The sequence below is a fragment of the Paenibacillus xylanivorans genome (assembly GCF_001280595.1).
In the GTDB taxonomy this organism is placed as follows: Bacteria; Bacillota; Bacilli; order Paenibacillales; family Paenibacillaceae; genus Paenibacillus; species Paenibacillus xylanivorans.
Map to the genome: position 1 here is coordinate 184,201 of NZ_LITU01000036.1, position 20,781 is coordinate 204,981.

A 20,781-nucleotide genomic window follows, 5' to 3' on the forward strand; every position below is an offset into this window, starting at 1 on the left:
CATTTTCATAATCCATTCAATATGTGCTTTGTGTATATTAGCGTTCACTGCGATTTGGTTAAATTTCCGAGTAATACATCCAGATTAAGAATGCCGGCCTCGTGATCGTCATTATGTGCGATTTCTTTGAAAATCCCTGTTGTGTAACGACGATATCCTTCCGTAGGCTCTTCAAATCGATCATATGTCACGACCGAATCCACGGAATCGACGACGAGCGGCACATAACCGTCGTGGTAAGGAACGACAATGATGCGTGTGGAAGGTGTAGGCTCTTCGTCAGGCATGCCCAGCAGAACACGTACACTGACCACAGAAACCACTTTGCCGTACAGAGGCGTAAAACCCTTAATTTCGGGGCTGCCAAAAGGAACGGTGGTCACAGGGAGCATTCTGATAATTTCATGAACTTCATCAATACGAAGCACACAAATCTGATTTCCGACCGAGAAATTAATGTATTGAACTTGAATTTCCTCATCCATAGTTATATCCAAACCCTTCTTGTTTTCAGTCTCATCGAAGTCTTCATTATCATAATCTTTACCATGAGATTTACATAGCACTTATCTACAGATCTAAGAACACAATCTCACGTTTTGGTTAGATCCTTCATTTGCCGCTACTTGGACATCACGATGCTCAAGCCTTTACTATTATATCGGTCTATGTAAGATAAATTTTTACCCACGGAATGAAGATGTCGATTTTGTATCCCGATGGAAGAGCAGAGATTCGGAACCGGACAAGTATCTCGACAAGGATACCTACGTCAAAAACACCTTCATGTCCACCAGATTCGCGGACAAGAAAGTGTCTTCGGTTGACTCGATCCAGCATTCCTAATACAAATGACACGCCACCTGGCGTCCCGGGGAAATCTCCCGCAGCTCCGGGATAACAGAGCGGCATTCGTCCTTCACATACCGACAACGGGTATGAAACGTGCAGCCGGGTGGTGGATTTTCCGGATTAGGCACGTCGCCGCCCAGGACGATCCGTTCCTTTTGCACATTTGGATCCGGAACCGGAACAGCGGACATCAATGCTTTCGTATATGGATGCAGCGCTTCGGTGAACAGTTCGGATGTGGGTGCAAGCTCGACCACTTTGCCCAGATACATGACCGCCACACGATCACTGATGAACTTGACGACGGATAGATCATGAGAGATGAACATATACGTCAGTCCGAACTGTTCCTGCAGATCCTGCATCAGGTTCAGCACCTGAGCCTGAATGGACACATCCAGCGCTGACACTGGCTCGTCACACACAATGAACTTCGGGTTCAGGGCGAGGGCACGAGCAATGCCGATCCGTTGGCGTTGTCCACCCGAGAATTCGTGTGGGAAGCGGTGTGCCTGATACGGAGATAATCCCACAACCTCCATCAGCTCTTCGATTCGGCTTTTCAGCTCGTTTTTCCCCAACTTGTGATGGGTAAGCAGCGGCTCCTCCAGGGTACGTTGTACCGTCCAGCGCGGATCGAGTGAAGCATACGGGTCCTGGAATACCATCTGCATGTCGGTTCGGAAACGGCGCAGCTCTTCTGGCGGCAGCTTTCGTACATCCTTGCCTTCGAAGAACACCTCGCCATCCGTCGGCTCAATCAGGCGCAGGATTGCACGACCCGTGGTGGATTTGCCACAACCGGACTCTCCGACCACGGCAAGCGTCTCACCCCGCTCCACGGACAACGTAACACCATCCACCGCTTTGACAGCACCGACCTGTTTGGAGAACAGACCTTTGCGGATCGGATAATGCTTCTTCAGGTTTCTAACTTCCAGTATCGCACTCATATGATCCCCTCCTGTTGCAGCAGACAGCGGCAGCTGTGGCTTGGTGTCGTCTCCAATAATTCCGGTTGTATTGTCTCACAGCGTGCTTCCTTCACCGGACAACGAGGGGCAAAACGGCAGCCGGACGGCATATGGGCAGGGTTCGGCACCTGACCCGGAATGGACTGAAGACGATCCTGATCTCCCGCAAGCTGTGGCAGTGAAGCCAGCAAACCGCGGGTATACGGATGCTTGGGATCGGCAAAAAGGGTTTTGACATCCGTCTCTTCCACCACTTGTCCGGCGTACATCACCATGACACGATCACACATCTCAGCTACAACGCCGAGATCGTGGGTAATCATCATGATTGCCATATTTTCCGTCCGCTGGAGGTCACGCATCAAGTCCAGAATCTGCGCCTGGATGGTCACATCCAGAGCGGTTGTCGGTTCATCCGCGATGAGCAGCTGCGGACTGCATACCATCGCCATGGCGATCATCACCCGCTGGCGCATCCCGCCGGAGAGCTGGTGAGGGTATTGCTCTGCAATTTTATCGGGACGGGGAATGCCGACTTTGCGCAGCATCTCAACGGACCGTGCCCAAGCCTCTTTTTTGCCCAGCTTCAGATGGTATCGTGCCGCCTCGGAGATTTGTTTACCGACTTTGAATACCGGATTAAGCGAGGTCATTGGCTCCTGAAAGATCATCGCCATCCGGTTACCCCGAATCCGGCGAATTTCCCGTCCGGACAGCTTGAGCATGTCCTTCCCCTGAAAACGGACTTGTCCTGACGCCACACGGCCGATCTTCTTGGGAAGCAGCTGCATAATCGATAACGAGGTAATACTTTTCCCGCATCCCGACTCCCCGACAATACCCAGCGTCTCACCCTGCCGTATGGAAAGGCTGATCCCGTCCACGGCACGTATGACGCCTGCATCCGTGATAAACTCTGTTCGCAAATCCGAAACTTCGAGCAGTGCAGTCATGTTGTTCCCCTCCCATACCATTACATTCTGAATCTTCTACACCCGTACACATGTCCCTACCACTCTGTCGTTCAGCTTGGTTCTCCAATCGCCCTTCTCTCCCGAAAAGAGTTAGCGCTTGAAGGTCGAAGCTTCTTCCGAAGATGCATTGTTCAAACCCTGCAATGACGTCTCATCTTCCAGGCCTTCCACACCCAAATATTTAAGCGCGCTCAGCGCATACACTTTGGCGCACTGGATAATCTGCCATACGGGTGCTTTTTCGTTAAAATTGTGAATTGTGGACAGCTCTGCCGGACCATATTGCAATACCGGAATCTGATGATTACGGAAGTGGCGTGCATCGCTGGATGCCCATTGCAGCACACCGTACGCCTCTTCGCCGCTCACTTCGCTGATGCTCTCCACCAGTTGGCTAACGATCGGTTCATGCGCTGGAGTCCAGTTTGCGTTGCCCTGGAAGCCAAACGGCTTCAGCTCTGACTCAATTCCCGCTTCAAGCAGAAGCGAGCGAGCACGGTCGAGCACATCCCGGTAATCTACTCCAAATGGAACACGGGAGTCCACCTGAACAGTGCAGCGATCCGCTACCACATTCACCTTGGTTCCACCCTGAATTGAACCGATATTCACCGTGACATGGTCGAACACCTGATAGGCCAGACCTGCCTGTTCGCGGTCACGCGCGTACTCTTGCGAGATTCGGATGATATCCTTCACTTCTTCCGGGATGTCCGGCTTGATGTCCCACAGCCGCTGCAAGGCTTCAATGCCTTTGGCTGCCTTCACAATCGCATTATCCCCTACAATCGGTTGTAGGCTGCCATGACCCGGTGTACCTTCCACCGTAAACTCAAACCAGCAGCTCCCCTTTTGTCCAATCGTTGGATGCTGGGGGCTGGATGGCTCGGCAATGACTGCCGCCGTACCGGTTGCCAGACCACGTTCCAGCACCCATGGTACACCCAGATCGCCGCCTGTTTCCTCATCGGGAACAATCATCAGTGACAGGTCACCTCGCAAAGGTACACCTAGCTTCGCTAGAATAACCGTCGCAAAGATCAGCCCCGCAAGCCCGCCTTTCATGTCGGATGCCCCGCGTCCAAGCATGTACCCATCCTTGATTTCGCCACAAAACGGATCAAAATCCCATCGGGAGAGATCCCCGGCTGGCACAACGTCTGTATGACCACAGAAAATGAGATGTTTATCTGACTTGTCTGCGCCTTCTCCGTTCAATGTCGAGATCAGGTTAAACATGGTTTCCGTTGCCGCGTGTACTTTGGTGTCGATTCCGGCCTGATGCAGATATTCGATAATAAAAGCGCTAATCTCGCGCGAATCCCCTGGAGGGTTCTCCGTAGGAAACCGAATCAATTGTGAACATAACTCCAGTAATTCATCCTGACCTTCCTCAATTGCATCAAGTACCTTCCTTTTCCAATCCATCCTGATCAGGCTCCTTCCAATATCGGTTGTATCGTGCTCAATACGAATTGTCAGAAGACAGGCATGATTGCCTGTCCCCCGAGTCGTCCGTTCAATTACTGCTCTTTGCTAAGTGGATAGAAACGCAGAACTTCATCCGGGTAATACACATATCCGCTAACTTTGTTGTTCATGCCGACAACCCGGTTGTATTCGTAAAGATATGCCCATGGCGCTTCTGTCGTAATAATCTCCTGTGCCTTCATGTATAGCTCGTTGCGTTTCGCCTGATCTGGTTCAGCACCCGCCTCTTCCCACAGTTTGTTAACTTCCGAATTGTTGTAATGAATGTAGTTGGAAGAGCCTTCTCCGTAGAGCAGGAAACCCAGGTGGTATCCAGGATCGTTAACAAAAGAAGTCCATTTGGAGATGTAAGAAACCAAATTCCCGTCTTTTTGCTGTTCCAGGAACTGTGCACGAGCGACCTTGTTGATGTTCATTTTGACACCGATCTTTGCCAGCTCAGCTTGAATCAGAACCGCGTCATATTCCCAATCATCAAATCCGGAACCAAGGGTAAAGTCAAAGCTGAACCCTTCCGCATAACCTGCTTCTTTCAACAATTCCTTGGCTTTATCCAGATTGTACTCGTACACATAGCCCGCATCCGTATAGCCCGGTGTATTGCTTGCCACAGCACTTTTCATCTCTTTGGCCTGACCATACATGACGTCGTTGATCAATTGGTCATAAGGGATCGCATAGTTGATTGCCTGACGCACTTTTTCATTATCAAAAGGTTTGACATTGTTGTTCATGGCGAAGAACAAAATCCGATTACTTGCATTCGACTTGATGGTCAAATTACTGTTCTCCTGCAAAGCCGCAACATCTTTTGGAGGAATCTCGATCGCCATGTCCACGTCACTCTTGTTCAAAAGCAGAACACGGTTGGAGGCTTCTTTCGTGAATTTCAACGTGACTTTGCTGAGCTTCGGCGCGCCCTGCCAATATTCGTTGTTGGCCTGGAAGACCGCTTCACTGGCCGGGTCCCATTTTTCAAGCGTGAACGGACCTGATCCGGCCGCATTTGTTTTCAGATAATCGTCACCTTTTTCCTCGACCAGCTTCTGATCCACAATGGAGAAGGTATACATGGCAATGATCTGGGTGAACATGTGGTTTGCTTTATTCAGTACGATCTCGACGGTTGAGTCGTCCTTGGCGGTCACGCTCTTGATGTCGGCCATTCCGTATAGAAAGCTGCCGGAGCTGGACTTCGCCACACGGTCAAAAGAGTATACAACCGCATCCGCATTAACCGGATTTCCACTTTGGAATTTCAGACCGCTCTTGATTTTGAATGTATACGTCGTATTGTCATCAGAAACTTCCCAGCTCTCGGCGAGCATCGGCTGAATGTCCTCCGTGTTGGCTACGTCTGCACCATCCACCGTTTTGACACCATAGGTCACCAGCTGGTCATAGATTGCTAGAACCAGCGTATCCGAGGTCAGGTCATTCGCCTCCGCCGGGTCCATCGTCGTCCCACCCTCGGAATAGGCAACAGTCAGTGTCGGCGCAGGCTTCGTTGCTTCTCCTGAGCCGGATGCCACAGGCTGCTGGTTGGCATTGCTGGCACATCCGCCCAGAACAACGGTAAGAGCAATCATTGCAGAAAACCATTTGATCTTTTTCATTTTTAGTTTCCTCCCCTTTTCGAACCAGTCTTATGATGCGATAGAGCTGTAAAACGTTGCAGCTTTCATTAGACATAGCAAATGTGTGCGCCAATACCTGGAAAGCAATTCGCCCATACTTCCGATACCAACCGCCACAACATTCGATCATCCTTCTGCCGATAAGGGAACCTTGCATGCCCTTACTCCAGGGCATTCCCCGCAAATCGGTTCCCCCATCCAGCACTCTATGAATCGGTTCTGTAGAGACTGATGGTGATCAGCCCTTATTTTCCCGAACGCAACCGTGGGTCCAGTACATCACGGAAACCATCTCCGAGCAGGTTAAAGCCAAGTATGGATGTGGCTATAGCCAGTCCAGGGAACGTCACCAGCCACCATTGTCCAGAAATAATGTATTCTCGGCCTTCAGATATCATGGCCCCCCATTCGGCTGTAGGCGGTTTAACGCCAAGCCCGAGAAAGCTCAAACTGGATGCCGTCAGAATGGCAAAGCCCATTCCGAGCGTGGCCTGTACCAGCAGTGGTGCCAAAGCATTGGGCAAAATGTGACGAAACAGAATCACTCTGTCCCTCACACCAACGGCTCTGCTGGCTTCCACGTACTCCTTCTCGCGCAGGGATACCGTCTGTCCATACATCAATCTGGCAAATTCAGGGATGCCGACAATCCCTACAGCAATCATTGCACTCGTCAGTCCGTTACCGATGGAAGCGGCGATCGCCATGGAGAGTACCAGCGAGGGAAAGGCAAGCAATACATCCATCACCCGCATAATGATATTGCCGGTACGTCCACCGTAATAAGCAGCAATTCCGCCAAGTGGAACCCCGATTACAAACGAGATGCTAACGGCAATCAGGCCCGTCCAGATACTAATTCTGGCTCCGTACAGTACACGACTCAGAATGTCCCGGCCGTAATTATCCGTACCAAACCAGTGACCACCTGACGGGGATTCCAGCTTCACAGCCGTATTCGTCACGTACGGATCATAAGGGGCAATCCAGGGGGCAATGGCTGCAATGACTGTCCACATGACGATAAAGGCCAGACCAATGGCAGCGAGCCGATTGCGGAGCAATAGTCTCAGAAAGGTTTTGGGTTTGGGAACAACCGCTTGTGCAGGTTGGGTTCCCATGGAAGTCGGTGCGGCAGTACTCACAGCGGTACTCCTCCTTTCGCGGTGACCCTATTCATAACGGATTCGTGGATCAATCAATCCATAGACCAGATCCACCGCCAGATTTATAAAGCTGAACAGAATGGCACTTACGAGTGTGAACGCCTGGATTGGCGCATAATCGGCAGCCAGAATCGAATCTGTGACATAACCGCCGACGCCGGGCCAGGAAAAGATGGTTTCCGTGATCACCGCACCACCGAGTAATCCTCCAAACTGAAGACCAAGTACGGTCAACGTGGGAATCAGGGCATTGATCAGGGAGTGTTTGCCGACGACTGCGGATTCGCTCAAGCCCTTGGCTCGTGCAGTACGCACATAATCCTGTCCGATGACTTCCAGCATGCTGGATCTGGTCATACGTGCTACAATCGCCATTGTTCCTGTGCTCAGGCAGATTGCCGGAAGCAGCAAATGTGCAAGACTGCTTTTGAGTGCAACCATATCTCCGGTCATGAGACTGTCTATCACGTACAATCCGGTAAGATGAGTCGGTGGATTGAGGTCTCCGCTGATGCGTCCCATTGGAGCCGGAGCCCAGCCGAGGATGGAATAGAAGATGTAAATAAACAGCAGTCCCAGCCAGAAGATCGGTACACATGCTCCAATCAGTGAGAACACCCTGGAGATGTGGTCAATAAAGGACTCTTTTCGAGTTGCAGCGATAATGCCTACCGGAATCGCAACACAGATGGCTATAATCACACTGGCCAACGTCAGCTCAATGGTTGCCGGAAAGCGGGTAGCGAAGTCACTCAGCACCGTATGACCGGTATGGTAGGCGAAGCCCAGATTCCCTTGAAGCAACTGTCCCACGTAGCTAAAAAACTGTACAAATAATGGCTTGTCCAATCCCATGTCCATTCGGATTTTGGCAATGACATCATCCGTGGCCTGTTCGCCAGCCATGACAATGGCGGGATCCCCCGGAAGAACGCGGGACAGGATGAAGGTAATCACCACAATGCCGATCAGCGCCGGAATCATCTGCAGCAGCCTTCGGAGCGTGTAAGCAAACAATCGATCAACCCCTTTAACTCTGATGTCTCACTTGCTGTTTTACGGTTCTCTGTGGACGGCCCAGTCTTGAAATTTGTCTGTTCATCCGTCTTTTCTTTGTAATTGTGCTTATTTTACCTAGAATCCTAGCGTCGAACTACGTCCCTTTTAGCTAAAAAAAAGCACAACCGTTTGTCGATTGTGCACTAATGTCTCCTATTTATGTCATGTTAAATTACACTCTAAGACACAGTTCGCTATTTTTCGACCTATATCTACCATATCATCCATTGTTGATTTTGCTGTAGAAGCAAGCGTCCGATTGGCAGGACCTACACCTCTTGTTTATCCTGCTTCATGTAGTAGTACACAAGACACAGATGACAGACGAATTGTTCACGCGGGTGATTCAGGTCGAAGCCCGTAATGTCCCGTATGCGTTCCAGTCGGTATTTCACGGAATTCCGGTGAATATAGAGGCGATTTGCTGTCTCGATCAGGCTTCCTCTGCTCTCCAGATAATAAAAAAAGGTTCGCAGCAAATCCCCGCTGTGTTCATCATCATAAGTGCGCAACTTCCCCAGCTTCCGCTCAAATAGTGCCGAAAAACCCGGATCATTCGCCGTTTCGCTCAGCAAATGATATACCTCCACATCCTCAAACCGGGTTGTACGCCCACCCGACAAACGGGAGGATACCATCAGGGCATTCCTGGCCTCGCCGTAGCTTTGATGCATATTCCAAAGTGGAACTTGGGTGCCCACGCCTGCCCTGAACTGTCCAAGTTTATTGGCCGGATCTTCCAGCCATAACCCAATGGTATCGGTCCATGATTGAACGTCATCCATCCACGCTGCATCCCTGGACTCCCGTGTTGGCAAAAAGAGAACTGCCCTGTTAGTCCGGAACTCAATATGAGGCGCTACTCTCCGTTTTCTGGCCTCCTGTCCAAGCAATTCGGCCAATAGGTCTTCATCCGGAGCCGTCTCACCTTCCATCACCGCTACTTCCCATAAATGCTCCGGATTCATTCCGAGCTTGCGACCTCTCGATTCGGCTTCATGCGGCAACAGCAGAGGGGGTGTCAGCAGTTCGTCTATGAAATTGCCTCGAAGACGCAATTCGGTATCTTCCGCCACCTTGTTCCTCATCAATTCCAGCGATAGTACCAGCCTGGCCTGTTCAATTCCGACTTGTTCCATTTCATCCAGGGAGTCCTTGTCCACCAGCAGCCGGGCAACCTTCCGCCGATCCAGATTAATCTCCCATACGAGTGGGTCCACAGCTTCCTTCCAGTCATAATCCGGCGGTGAAGACACAATCATCTGTCCCGCATTATCGATAACACCTACAGGTGCCTGAAGCAGTTCAGCCACATTGTCCCCCACAGCCTGAATCCCGCTGTTTTCAAGCACCATGGTCATCAGCGTCCGATATACTTCCTCTGACCTGCGGAGCAGTGCAGCCTGTCGATCCAGCACTAATTCCATAACAGGTTGCGTAATATCCATGTAGGGTATTTCCGGAGGGATTTCAATGATTGGCAAACCGCAGTCATTACTGGCTGCAACGGCTTCTTTTGGGATTTCTTTGAGAAAACGTGCAGGCTTGATCGCCAAAGCAGCCGCTCCGGCCTCATTAAGTGTATAGATCAGTTCTCCGAGCAAGCCGGGATTATCACGAATCGAATAGGCTGTCGTCAGCATCAGCATGCCTTCCCGCAACCAACCTTGCAGATCGGGCACCTCCATAATATCCACGAACCGCACAACCCGATCCAATCCTTGATGCCCGCTAATGACTTTGGCCTTGCTGAGTATAGGAATATTCAACAGTTCTTTCAGTGTTATACCTGTCGTTTTCAAGCCTATCGACCACCCTGAGCCAGATTTGCAAATCATTCTTACATACTGCATCTAATTTTTTTGGATAGTTTACCAGACTATCTATTCAAAAAAAACGGGAAATTCTGTGATATACGTATGTTATATATTGATTTCATAAATTAAAGTAATAATAATACGTTGTTAGTAGCAGTTAATGATGTCGAAAATAAATCCATCACTTCATCGCTTCACATTAGAAAACAGGATAAATGGATAAATGATCCCCTCACTCTTTACACATAGGCGCCACACTTCTCCAAGAGACCCGATACCACCTTATTCAACACAAATAACGCCGATGCAGTTATTCACATTGCATCGGCGTCAAAATCAAATTAACCAAACCATTAAACTATCCAATACCCACATCCGGCATTCTTTTGATCAGCTATTCAACGCAGACACGGCTGCCCCTAATGAATAGATCGGGTCAAGCGCCCGGATATGCAGTTCTTTTTCCACTTCCAGGGCGAAACCCATCGTGGCAAAACCGGTACACGCAAGAACGATGGACTCGGCACCTTCCACATTCAGTCTTCTGGCGGCTTCCATAGCCGCAATTCGCCCCTGTGGCGTGTTGAGATCCAGCGTGGTTACCACACCTTCGGGACGATCCATCCCGATATAGGCATCACCCAGTATTCCTCGAATCAGGAGTGGCACTTCCTCCAGGATGGTCAATACACCTACACGCGTTGCTGATGTGAGCGCAAGATGTGCAGCACATGATCCAGCACCATAGACGGGGATGTGAACAGCGGCACGCATTTCTGCAAGAGCCGGATCGGCTGCACAACTGATACCGATAGCGGTACAGCCTTCCTGTTCCAATTCCCGTGCCAGATCCACAATTTTAGGAATCGATTCAAGCTCTGTGGCCTGATCATATACCCCTAGCGGTTGATCGGGAATGCAGCGACTCCGAACCCGAATGTCATAACGACCTTCAATCAATGCCCCGTGTCTGTGGATATCCTCTTCATGATGAAGCGTAATCACTCTGATAAGACCCAACATCGGCATTCCTCCCCAGGCTGTGGATATCTTGTGTGTATGTTACCCACAAACTGTTGATAGTTACCCCCAGTTATGTGGATAACTCTTTATTTATTGTGAATATGTTGTGTATTTGTCGCTAAAACTACCGCGTAATTTACGCATTGGTCCCCACTGTGGATATGTTGTGCATACGCTCTCATACACCTTTATTTTGATCCACAAGGATATCTCTTGATTTTTCTGCTCTATTTCTGATCGAGCAATTCTCCCTGACGCATAATCAACACATCATCAATGTACACATCCGGCTTCTGCACAACGGCATCAATATGAACACCAGCTGCAACTGTGCCACCAAAGGTATTATTACTTCCAAAAGCAACATGAATCGTACCATAGACTTTCTCGTCCTCCAGGACAACACCTGTGATTCGAGCCTTGTCATTGGTGCCAATGCCGAATTCTCCAAGAATTCGACCATCACCTTCCCCTAGCATGGATAACAACTTGTCTCCTTCAGCGCCAGTCGCCGTAACAAGTCGGCCATCTCTAACCGTTAATAGAACAGGTTCGCTAATCGCGCCTATTCCTGCGATTGAGCCATCCACCAGGATTTCACCCTCTCCCTTGCCTTCCACCGGAGCGATATAAGCTTCGCCGGAAGGCAAATTGCCTGACTCACCTGGATTGAGGTACATGCCCGTACTCGGCACGCCATTGCGTCCCTGTATTGAGAACGACAGCTGGTGTCCATCTTTCTCGATGCGGACACTGCTGCCTGCACTTAGCATGGCTGTAACCTTATCTGTCAAAGCCTTCACTTTGGGATATTCTGCGGTGATAGCGCCGTTCATGAACATATCGTCCGTCATACCCGGCATTGTGGCTACCCGGGTTCCAGCAGCTGCCGCCTGTTTACGAGCCTGCGTATGGGTTAGTGAATAACGGGTTACACATACCGCGACATCTGCACGCTTCATCGCTTCGGCAATCGGTGCAGGCGGCTCTTCACCGGATTTGCTTCGTTCCTTCATCACCATAAGCACCGCATCTGCTCCCAATGCCTTGCCCGCTTCATATATGGATTCGGCCAGTTCTCTCTTGGCATCATCCGCCACGACAGCCAGCGTCTCACCACTGCGAAGTCCAAGGCATTCCACCAAAACATTTTTACTGACGTCAATTCGTTGCTGATTCATTTGTTCGTCTCCTCCTGTGTCAGACCATTTCCGCTACTAACTTACCCATTAGAGCATTCGACAAAATGACCGGGATTCCTGCGCTGGCATTGGCAACCCACTGACGGTGACGCTCATCATACCCCATGCAATCCAGTAAAATGAGTTCAACACGTCCCTTCAGTGATTCAGTCGCCTGACGGAATTCGGCTTCACCGGATGTATAGGGGGAAGCTGCGGCAAACGCAGGCTGGACCAGAGAGGAAAACTTCAGATCGAGCTGCCCCCCCTGCTCGGGCAATGGCCCGATAAGCCCGAGACGGCGCCCATCGGCCATGGCCTGTACGGCTGGAGGAATAATGCGGTCAGGCTCAATGAGATGTACTTTGGCTGAACGCAGACCCGGAAATGAACCTGTGCACAGCAACAGAATATTGGAGACGCCCAAGGCTTCGATCTCACGAATTTTGCGGTCCAATATCGGCCTGATTTTTTCACGGGATACGATGGCTGCACTGCCGTCCAGCAGACGGGAAGTTAGCACATAATCACCAGGCTCCAGTGCCAACGCAGCGATCTGAGCTGCCGACAGCCCGTCCAACAACCCGACCTGGACGAGTTCAGCTCGCCCCTCCAGATGCTTCTCAATGACAGGCGCAACATCGGTCCGTGGAGCTTGTCCAATCGTAATCATGCCAAGCAGCTTTTTCATCCTATTTCCTCCCACATATCAGATCCGCGGTACATGCCACATATGTCCACAAAAGCGTTTCCATCTGCCGCTTCAACTGTAACCTACTCAAAAAACACTATGCAGAAGGAGCTGCTTGTATCCCCGGGGTCTGAAGCACCTTCATTGATCCATACAAACGAGTAATCAGGTTATATTCCTCCTCGTTGTAGAAAGAACAAGTGCCATTCGTGAATTCCTTGGCTGTCTCCACGACCAAACGAACTGCGCTTGCAATATCAATCTCATGGCTTGCTCCTGTACCGCATCCCGGAACCGCGGATTGTGCTGTTACAGCTACGCCTACAACGGGTGCATGTGTAGCCACAGCTGGCTGCAAAATGGAATTGATATGGTATAAGTCATTGCCGTAAGGCGTAATATCCTGCGTCGTAATCGGGAAAGTCACAGGCAGCTGTCCGGTGGTCATCTCCATGATTCGGAGCAAATCGTCACTTACCCTTAAAATGTATCCCTCTTTCACCGTTGGCGAAATGGCGATGCCTTTATGGTTAATCACCCGGTTTCCTTTGGTCGTGTCGATGGACAAAATGGCTTCCATCTCAGGCAGAACCTCATGTTCGTTCATTTGCAAAATGTCGACTGGGGAGTCCATAAAATCAACCGGCTCATGTGGAAGAGTAGGTGCATCGGGACATATATGCGTCGTCACAATGACGTCCCCTTTGAGCGAGTCGCCCTTGGTCTGCATATCGGCGAGCTTCAGCCCTGCTGCGACAGCAGCGACGGCGCCGTCGGCATCCGAGACAAGTCCAATGCGCGTTGGACGAGCACCGATTCCTCCTAGCCGTCCTACGATCCCCATGGTCGGTGCTTGTCCTCCCGACAGCTTACCGTCCGTACCGGGAATGATGATTTTAACAAAATCCGTACTTCCCTTTTCCCCTTGTACGGTCAGCACTTCAACGGAAACCTGTGGATATTGAACAAATAATTGCTTTACACTCTCACCATTTACATAAGCGCTGTCCAGCACGTCCAGTGCCAATAACGTTTTCTGAAGTGGCATCGTACACATCCTCCTCTTAGCTGTTGATCTTGAAATCAAGTCTATCGCAGTTCAGAAGAGGGTCACAATGTACCGCCTTGCCAAAATGAGCATCGTTTTATTGTGCGACAAGTATAAATGGGAGTGAAAATAACGTTTTCATTCATTTTATCTAACTATATGTGTAATATAATTTAACATTTTATTATTGAGCGCCTTGAATATTTTGTAATTCTTGGATTGAACACTTCAATTCGACGCTTACCTTCTGTTCATTTGCCAAGCAACAAGCAATGAGGCTGTTTCCTCCGCCTGAAATAGGGGAAATTGATGTCCATAGGGCAGTTCCACATGTTGGACGGATGAATGAATATTTTCGGGGCGCGAGTATCCCTGATCGTTTGTCCCCCAGACCATGAGTGTCCGCTGTGCATCTGCCCTTATCTGCGAGACTTCATTAGCTGAATGAGACTGTATCCAGTGGAGCAGATCGGCATTCACTCCTGCGATGCGGGGTGATTTCAAACCAGAAGCTGCTCTCCTTGCATAGTCATCAAGCAGGATTGGATTGTTCTCTGAAGCATCTGCTCTCTTTAGCTGCTCGGCCACTTGCTGTGGAGTCATCCACGATAACAGTCCTTGCAGCATTCTTCTCGGGAATCTTGATATCAGGCGCTGCATTCTGTCCTTCGATGCTCCCCATACGGGTTGCAGCATGGCAAACTGGATATCTTCACGTACACTCTCCTGTATAACCATCGCGGCTATCGCTGCCCCAACGGAATGCCCTACCAGTTTGACCGGACCTTGTACCTCATCCAGCACACTTCGCACCGCTTCGACCTGTCCTTTGAAGGCCATCCCTTTTCCCCTGTTCCGATGAACCGGAGAACGCCCAAATCCAGCAAGATCCACAAGCCATACCGGGTTTCCCGTCATACTCCATAACGCATCTCCCAGAGGAATCATATCGTCAGCACTGCTCATCAAACCATGAACAATAACCCATGGGTCCCCCTGACCCTCATGGACCAGCACCGCCAGATTGCCCTTGCGCGTCCGAGTCCAGCCCGGAGGCATCTCCTCCTGTGAAGGATAGCTGAAACGATAGTCCAAATCGGCTGTCACGTAAGGCAACAGCTGGCTGACTTCTGGCAGATGTTGTCCCATACGCTGAAATAATTGCTCCGTCTGCTGCACTTCAAAATCCTGTTTGGTAATAAACGCAATCGATTCGGGCGGTATTCCGCTGATCTTTGTGCCACCAGCCTTCATGGCTGCATGGATCATGGACAGGGGCAATGACCATCGAGGTGCAGATACATCCAATTCTGCCGCCAGCAACCGAATTAGTTCTTTCATATCCGGACTATCCGATTTTTTGGATAACAAGGGATATGTGCCGCCGGATGGATTGATGTCTTGGGTCAGGAAAACAAGGGTCTGTGAAACCACATCATTGGATACGAGCGGCAGCCAATGCTGTAGACCACCGGGAATCACCGGCATTCTCCGCCTTCTCATCGCTTGTATCATCATACCAATTCCGCCGGTTTGTTCAGTTGCACCTGTGGGATATGGACCGACAACTGTACTCGGGTTTACAACAGATAAGACATATGAATGCTGCTCAGCGTGCTGTCGAATATAACGGTCCGCTTCGAATTTCATATGCTCATAGGCACTTTCGGAATGGAACGCTTTGCTAATCCATGATTTCTGCCTGTTTGACTTACCCCCAACATCTTCATTGGCTGAAGATATGGACGGAGAATCCTTCCTCCCATACGGACTCATAAAACCAACCACGTGGATAAAGTGCCTCAACCGGTGTATTCGCTGAATATCTTTGGCGAGTTCGACAATCCCTCTTGCTCCATTCATAAAAATCTGTTCTGCCACCTTCGGTTGCAATGTGACATCCATCGTCCCACCTGCATGAATAATGATATTGGCCTGAAGAGCACGCTCACGATCGGCTTTGGTTAGACCAAGGCCAGGAGCTGACAAATCCCCCTGAATACAAGTTATTCGGCTGAAATCCGTTACTCCGTATTCATTCAGAACCATCCTTGCTTTGGATTCAGAGCGTACAAGCAGCAATAACTGCGCTTCAGTGTCTCCAAGTTGTTTTACTGCCTCCTTGCCAATAAAACCGGTACTTCCCGTCATCAGAATAGTGGTTGATTCAGTCGCCATATTGTTCATAGCCGGATTGGGGTCAGTCTTACGTTCTAAGTTTGAAAATGATGAAGTATGTACAATCATTTCGAATATCTCTCCCTTTTCATCACTATTCATTTTAGTACTATACAGTACTAGTATTACCCAAAAAAAGAGCTTCGTTTACCGAAGCATCTGACAAAATGTACGTGCTGATTGTTCAATAATCCCTATATCACGCGCAGTCTCCGCGAGCACAAGTGAACCCTCCAATGCGGCAATAAATAATGCAGCCGCTGGTCCCGGCTCAATCCCTTTGCGGAATTCTCCACGATCCAGCCCTTGCTGCAACAGCTTTTCCATCATGGGCTGCAACTCACGGAAGAAACGGGCTATACTTTCTTTTACTTCGGGTGCGCTGGCTGGTGTCTGCATATACAACGTAATAAATGGACAACTTCCTTTATAATCGCGCCCTTCCATGCCTGCGGACAGTAACGCTATGAACGAATAAATTCGTTCCGTCACCTCTCGTTCCCGTTGACTAAGCAGCAGGTAGAGCTCCGATTCATATTGGGCAATCCAGTATTGCACCACGGCCTGAAGCAATTCCTCCTTGTTTTTGAAATGGTAATAAATATTCGATTTGGACACTCCGCTTGCCCGCACGACCTCATCCATGCTGACATAGCTGTATCCCTGACGCAAAAATAACTGAGCGGCTACTTCGACTGCCTTGGTCCGATTGACCGGATTGGAACTCTTGGATTTCACAGATCCCGAGATTGATTTTTCATTCGTCATATTTAGAACTATACAGTTCTAATTAAACAAACACAAGTTTTCCCGCTAACAAAAGATGATTTTTGCCCGAAATTTGTCGCACTTGTCCACATTTAGAACGTTGTACACACAGGATATCCACATATAGTATTAACCCTGTGTTAAATATGTCATTGAGCCTCTGAATATGATGGAGTTATCCACATTTCAGAAGCAGTTTTTTAGTTGATTGTTCCAATCTTCGATATTGGAGCCCCAAAACTAAAAAATAGGCCAACCAGAATGCAATTCTGGCTGACCTATTTGAGTTGACTACTTAACCAAATCATATGCGAATGACTTCAAGCCTGTGGATACTAGTATGTGGATAACCATTCAAGGTTGAGACCCCTCATACTTTACTTATACGGATGGGTAATCCGTGTTGGTTTACTTTTTCAGACTATCCCAGTTTTGTTGCAATGCATCAAGCAGGGCTTTTTTGTCCGATTTGCCTGCTACATATGCCTGAATCGTGCTGCCGAATTCTTGTGGAACACCTTCAGGGAAACGGTTAAAGTTCCAGCTTAATGTTTTGTTCTCTTGGCTGTATTTCATGATCTCGGTTGCGAGGTCACCCAGATCCTCTTCGGATGCCTGAATGGAACTGAACGCCGGGATAAATTTGAATTCTTTGGTCATGTATTGTTTTCCGATATCGGATGTCACGAGCCATTCCAAGAACTCTTTCGCTTCCGGTTTCACTTGCGAATTCTTGTTCACAACCCAGTAGTTCGGTACGCCAACAAACAATTTGTCATTCGGTTCATTCGTAATTGGCATTGGCAGAATGCCGAGATTCAGATTCGGATCGATTCCATCAATCTGTACCTGAGTCCAGTTCCCTTGCTGCATCATCGCTGCTTCTCCACTTGCAAACAGGGTCACTTGAGTATTGTAATCAGTTGTCAGTGGGTTTTTGTTGCTGTATTTCAGCGTTAAGTCGAGCATGTTCATCCAGTCCGTGAACACTTGATTACCAGGGATTTTCTCTGTCCCTTCGTTAAGGCCTTGGATAAATTTCACCGGATCTGCCTGATTCGCAAATGCCACGTTTACGTTATGATTGCCGAGTACCCACCATTCCTGATATCCATTGGAGAACGGGGTAATACCTGCGGCTTGAAGTTTCTGTGCAGCTTGATCCAATTGTTCCAATGTGGTTGGAATTTCAGTGATGCCTGCTTTTTGGAAAAGGTCTTTGTTATAAATGAAGCCATAGCCTTCCAGCGCCAGCGGTTGTCCATACAGTTTACCGTCTTTGGTCATCGGCTCTTTGGCAACTTCAAGCACATCTTTTACCCATGATTCACCTGACAGGTCTTCCAGGTATTCCAGCCATGTGTCCAGTTCACGATATCCACCAACGTTGAAAATGTCCGGTTGTTCGCCAGCAGCGAACTTGGCTTTTAATGCAGCGCCATAGTCACTGCCGCCACCCACGGTCTGAATGTCCAGCTTGATGCCTGGATGGGATGATTCATATTCCGCTTTGAGACGGTTAAGCGCTTCCGCAATTTCGACTTTGAATTGAAAGATTTTAATCGTTTTGTCCCCGGCAGCGGCACTCCCGCCATCTTTGGCGTCTGTGCTGACAGGACTTCCACTCTTATCTCCGTTGCCACAACCTGCGAGCATTACGGAAAAAGCAATTAGCATAAGCAACGTCAACTTGGTCATTCTTTTCATACATACACTCTCCCTATAGTAGTTTCAGTATAACAGCTTGTTGGTTTTATTCAGTCCACCGGGGAACAACAACGATTGGAAGCGCATATGATCCCGGAGCAGCCCGCCCTTGCATACCTCTTTGCTTTACCAATTTTGCTTTACATCTTTTCGTACTTGCTCTTCCCTTTTTTGAACTTTTCGTACTTGATCATTTCTCTTCAGGAGTCAGACCCAGGCTATGCGAGCATGACTCCCTTTGCACACCTCCGTGCGAGGTAGGAGCGGGGGGATCATGATGCGTGGAGGAGCGGAGCGCTCGCCTTTGATACTCGGTGGCTTCTTTGCCTTAATTTATTCAGGCCACCGAGGAGCAACAGCGACCGAAAGCGCACATGATCCCGGAGCCGCACACCCCCTCGCACTCACCCTTTAACTGATCCAGCGGTAATCCCCTGAATGATGTATTTCTGCATCAGCAGGAAGAAGATGATAATTGGCATGATGCCAAGCACCAGTGCAGGCAGGGCTAGATCCCATTGCTTCGTATATTGTCCGAAGAGCGCAAAGGTTGCAATCGGAATGGTACGCAAATTGGAGCTTTGCAGAATCAGGGATGGCAGCAGATAGTCATTCCAGATCCAGAGTGTATTCAGGATAATGACGGTAACATACATCGGCTTCATGAGCGGGAATACAATCCGGAAGAACACGCCGTAAGCGGAGCTTCCATCCACTCGTGCTGCCTCTTCAATTTCGAGCGGAACCGATTTGACGAATCCGTGGAACAGGAAGATGGACATCGGTGCACCAAAACCGAGATAACAGATGATGAGTCCGAAGAGACTATCGATCAGTCCAAGATTACTGGTTACAGTAACGAGTGGAATCATGATAGACTGAAACGGAATCACCATGGCGGCGATGAACATGCCGAACAAAATCCGGTTAAAGCGGGTATCGCTGCGTACCATTCGGTAGGCGGCCATGGAGCTGATCAACACCAGCAGAAGATTGCTGACTACGGTGACGATGAGTGAGTTCATCAGCGCTGACGGGAATTTAATTTTCTCCCAGGCGTTCGCATAGTTGCCCCATTGGAACACTTCCGGCCATGCGGCCGAATTGGTAAGCAGGTCACCGAATGTTTTGACCGAATTGACAAACAGGAAGTAAAACGGAACCAGGAACAATAATCCAATGAGCACCATCACAATCTCGGTTACAATGGTACTGAAGCGATAATTTTTTGACGTTTCCATCTATGCCTCCACCTCCTTGCTCTTCGTCACACGCACCTGAATCATGGTGATAATGGCAACGATTACGAAGAACACAAGTGCTTTGGCTGTACCGATGCCGTACCGATTGTTCACAAAAGCCTCATTGTAAATATTCAGTGCTACCGACTCTGTTGATCCAAACGGTCCGCCTTTGGTTAGTGACAGATTGAGATCGAACATTTTGAATGACCAGGAGATGGCTAGGAACAGACAGATCGTGACTCCCGGCATAATGAGCGGAAAAATAATGCTGCGCAGTACCTGCCAGCGGCTGGCACCATCAATTTCGGCAGCTTCCAGCAGATCCTGCGATACGTTGGTCAAGGACGAGATGTAGATAACCATCAGATACCCTGCAGTTTGCCAGACAAATACAATGACGATACCCCAGAAGGCGGTCGGTTCGTCTCCCAACCATGGGAGGTTAAAGAAGGACCATCCGGTTACATCGCCTACTGCTGAAAACCCTTTCACAAATATGAACTGCCAGATAAAGCCGAGCAACAATCCACCGATCACGTTAGGCATAAAAAAGATCGTGCGCAGAAAGTTCCTCGTCTTGAGCGGTTTGGTCAGGAAATACGCCAGAAAAAAACCGATCACATTGGTCAAGATTACACCAACCAAGGTGAAGCGCACCGTAAACCAAAACGCAGATAGAAACTTGGGATCATTCGAGAAAATTTGCTTGAAATTGTCGAACCCTACCCAATGAATGTTCGCCGACACCCCGTTCCAGTCGGTAAAGGAATACACCATGCCAAGCAGGAAAGGGACCACGATAATGAGAATAAAAAAGACGATGGAGGGACCCACGAACACAAGCTGCTGTAACAGCTGTGAAGATTTGCGATGCTTCATATCGTTCTCCCCTTCTATAGATGGATGAAATTGGTCTCTTGTTCTATTAAACCCCAATCTCGCTTAGGGAAACACCGACCCTGGTGAACAGT

General features: G+C 49.2%; 17 protein-coding genes. All 17 read right to left on the minus strand.

The window, feature by feature from the left end:
- Positions 1–44: 44 nt before the first annotated feature.
- Positions 45–485, minus strand: coding sequence for a chemotaxis protein CheW (locus tag AMS66_RS04950; RefSeq protein WP_053779731.1), 441 nt, complete (start codon positions 483–485; stop codon positions 45–47).
- Between the two features lie 357 nt (positions 486–842).
- Positions 843–1,805 (minus strand): ABC transporter ATP-binding protein, encoded by a 963-nt coding sequence (locus tag AMS66_RS04955; protein ID WP_053779732.1) that lies wholly within the window; start codon positions 1,803–1,805, stop codon positions 843–845.
- Positions 1,802–2,779, minus strand: a complete 978-nt coding sequence (locus tag AMS66_RS04960; RefSeq protein ID WP_053779733.1) for an ABC transporter ATP-binding protein — start codon at positions 2,777–2,779, stop codon at positions 1,802–1,804. Before AMS66_RS04960 ends, AMS66_RS04955 begins: the two co-directional genes overlap by 4 nt.
- A gap of 111 nt (positions 2,780–2,890) precedes the next feature.
- Complete coding sequence (locus tag AMS66_RS04965; RefSeq protein ID WP_236703189.1) at positions 2,891–4,228, minus strand: M20 family metallopeptidase; 1,338 nt, start codon at positions 4,226–4,228, stop codon at positions 2,891–2,893.
- A 95-nt stretch (positions 4,229–4,323) separates the two neighbouring features.
- Positions 4,324–5,907 carry an ABC transporter substrate-binding protein gene (locus AMS66_RS04970; protein ID WP_053779734.1) on the minus strand — a complete coding sequence of 528 codons (1,584 nt, stop codon included), beginning with the start codon at positions 5,905–5,907 and terminating at the stop codon, positions 4,324–4,326.
- A gap of 266 nt (positions 5,908–6,173) precedes the next feature.
- Positions 6,174–7,049, minus strand: coding sequence for an ABC transporter permease (locus AMS66_RS04975; protein ID WP_053779852.1), 876 nt, complete (start codon positions 7,047–7,049; stop codon positions 6,174–6,176).
- Positions 7,050–7,100: 51 nt separating this feature from the next.
- On the minus strand, positions 7,101–8,111 hold the full coding sequence (locus tag AMS66_RS04980; protein WP_181014083.1) for an ABC transporter permease: 1,011 nt from the start codon (positions 8,109–8,111) through the stop codon (positions 7,101–7,103).
- A 311-nt stretch (positions 8,112–8,422) separates the two neighbouring features.
- The gene (locus tag AMS66_RS04985; RefSeq protein WP_053779735.1) at positions 8,423–9,955 is read right to left on the minus strand and encodes a PucR family transcriptional regulator; all 1,533 of its coding nucleotides are present in this window, start codon (positions 9,953–9,955) and stop codon (positions 8,423–8,425) included.
- Between the two features lie 405 nt (positions 9,956–10,360).
- Positions 10,361–10,993: an aspartate/glutamate racemase family protein gene (locus AMS66_RS04990; protein ID WP_053779736.1), complete on the minus strand. Its 633-nt coding sequence runs from the start codon at positions 10,991–10,993 to the stop codon at positions 10,361–10,363.
- Positions 10,994–11,220: 227 nt separating this feature from the next.
- Positions 11,221–12,174 carry an aminopeptidase gene (locus AMS66_RS04995; RefSeq protein ID WP_053779737.1) on the minus strand — a complete coding sequence of 318 codons (954 nt, stop codon included), beginning with the start codon at positions 12,172–12,174 and terminating at the stop codon, positions 11,221–11,223.
- Between the two features lie 19 nt (positions 12,175–12,193).
- Positions 12,194–12,865: an AroM family protein gene (locus AMS66_RS05000; RefSeq protein WP_181014084.1), complete on the minus strand. Its 672-nt coding sequence runs from the start codon at positions 12,863–12,865 to the stop codon at positions 12,194–12,196.
- Between the two features lie 97 nt (positions 12,866–12,962).
- Positions 12,963–13,913: a DUF1177 domain-containing protein gene (locus tag AMS66_RS05005; RefSeq protein WP_053779739.1), complete on the minus strand. Its 951-nt coding sequence runs from the start codon at positions 13,911–13,913 to the stop codon at positions 12,963–12,965.
- Between the two features lie 240 nt (positions 13,914–14,153).
- The gene (locus tag AMS66_RS05010; RefSeq protein WP_053779740.1) at positions 14,154–16,160 is read right to left on the minus strand and encodes an alpha/beta fold hydrolase; all 2,007 of its coding nucleotides are present in this window, start codon (positions 16,158–16,160) and stop codon (positions 14,154–14,156) included.
- Between the two features lie 78 nt (positions 16,161–16,238).
- A complete protein-coding gene (locus tag AMS66_RS05015; RefSeq protein WP_236703194.1) occupies positions 16,239–16,829 on the minus strand; it encodes a TetR/AcrR family transcriptional regulator in 591 nt (196 codons plus the stop codon).
- A 438-nt stretch (positions 16,830–17,267) separates the two neighbouring features.
- Positions 17,268–18,566, minus strand: a complete 1,299-nt coding sequence (locus tag AMS66_RS05020; RefSeq protein ID WP_053779742.1) for an ABC transporter substrate-binding protein — start codon at positions 18,564–18,566, stop codon at positions 17,268–17,270.
- 404 nt (positions 18,567–18,970) lie between these two features.
- Entirely contained in the window at positions 18,971–19,807 is an 837-nt protein-coding gene (locus AMS66_RS05025) for a carbohydrate ABC transporter permease (RefSeq protein WP_053779743.1), read from the minus strand.
- Positions 19,808–20,689, minus strand: a complete 882-nt coding sequence (locus AMS66_RS05030) for a carbohydrate ABC transporter permease (RefSeq protein ID WP_053779744.1) — start codon at positions 20,687–20,689, stop codon at positions 19,808–19,810.
- Positions 20,690–20,781 lie beyond the last annotated feature (92 nt).

Excerpts from the sequence above, each read along its gene's own strand:
- AMS66_RS04950 (WP_053779731.1), bottom strand. The coding sequence starts at position 485 with ATGGATGAGGAAATTCAAGTTCAATACATTAATTTCTCGGTCGGAAAT.
- AMS66_RS04975 (WP_053779852.1), bottom strand. The coding sequence starts at position 7,049 with ATGGGAACCCAACCTGCACAAGCGGTTGTTCCCAAACCCAAAACCTTT.
- AMS66_RS04955 (WP_053779732.1), bottom strand. The coding sequence starts at position 1,805 with ATGAGTGCGATACTGGAAGTTAGAAACCTGAAGAAGCATTATCCGATC.
- AMS66_RS05005 (WP_053779739.1), bottom strand. The coding sequence starts at position 13,913 with ATGCCACTTCAGAAAACGTTATTGGCACTGGACGTGCTGGACAGCGCT.
- AMS66_RS05020 (WP_053779742.1), bottom strand. The coding sequence starts at position 18,566 with ATGAAAAGAATGACCAAGTTGACGTTGCTTATGCTAATTGCTTTTTCC.
- AMS66_RS05025 (WP_053779743.1), bottom strand. The coding sequence starts at position 19,807 with ATGGAAACGTCAAAAAATTATCGCTTCAGTACCATTGTAACCGAGATT.
- AMS66_RS05000 (WP_181014084.1), bottom strand. The coding sequence starts at position 12,865 with ATGAAAAAGCTGCTTGGCATGATTACGATTGGACAAGCTCCACGGACC.
- AMS66_RS04995 (WP_053779737.1), bottom strand. The coding sequence starts at position 12,174 with ATGAATCAGCAACGAATTGACGTCAGTAAAAATGTTTTGGTGGAATGC.
- AMS66_RS05030 (WP_053779744.1), bottom strand. The coding sequence starts at position 20,689 with ATGAAGCATCGCAAATCTTCACAGCTGTTACAGCAGCTTGTGTTCGTG.
- AMS66_RS04970 (WP_053779734.1), bottom strand. The coding sequence starts at position 5,907 with ATGAAAAAGATCAAATGGTTTTCTGCAATGATTGCTCTTACCGTTGTT.
- AMS66_RS04990 (WP_053779736.1), bottom strand. The coding sequence starts at position 10,993 with ATGTTGGGTCTTATCAGAGTGATTACGCTTCATCATGAAGAGGATATC.
- AMS66_RS05010 (WP_053779740.1), bottom strand. The coding sequence starts at position 16,160 with ATGATTGTACATACTTCATCATTTTCAAACTTAGAACGTAAGACTGAC.
- AMS66_RS04965 (WP_236703189.1), bottom strand. The coding sequence starts at position 4,228 with ATGGATTGGAAAAGGAAGGTACTTGATGCAATTGAGGAAGGTCAGGAT.
- AMS66_RS04960 (WP_053779733.1), bottom strand. The coding sequence starts at position 2,779 with ATGACTGCACTGCTCGAAGTTTCGGATTTGCGAACAGAGTTTATCACG.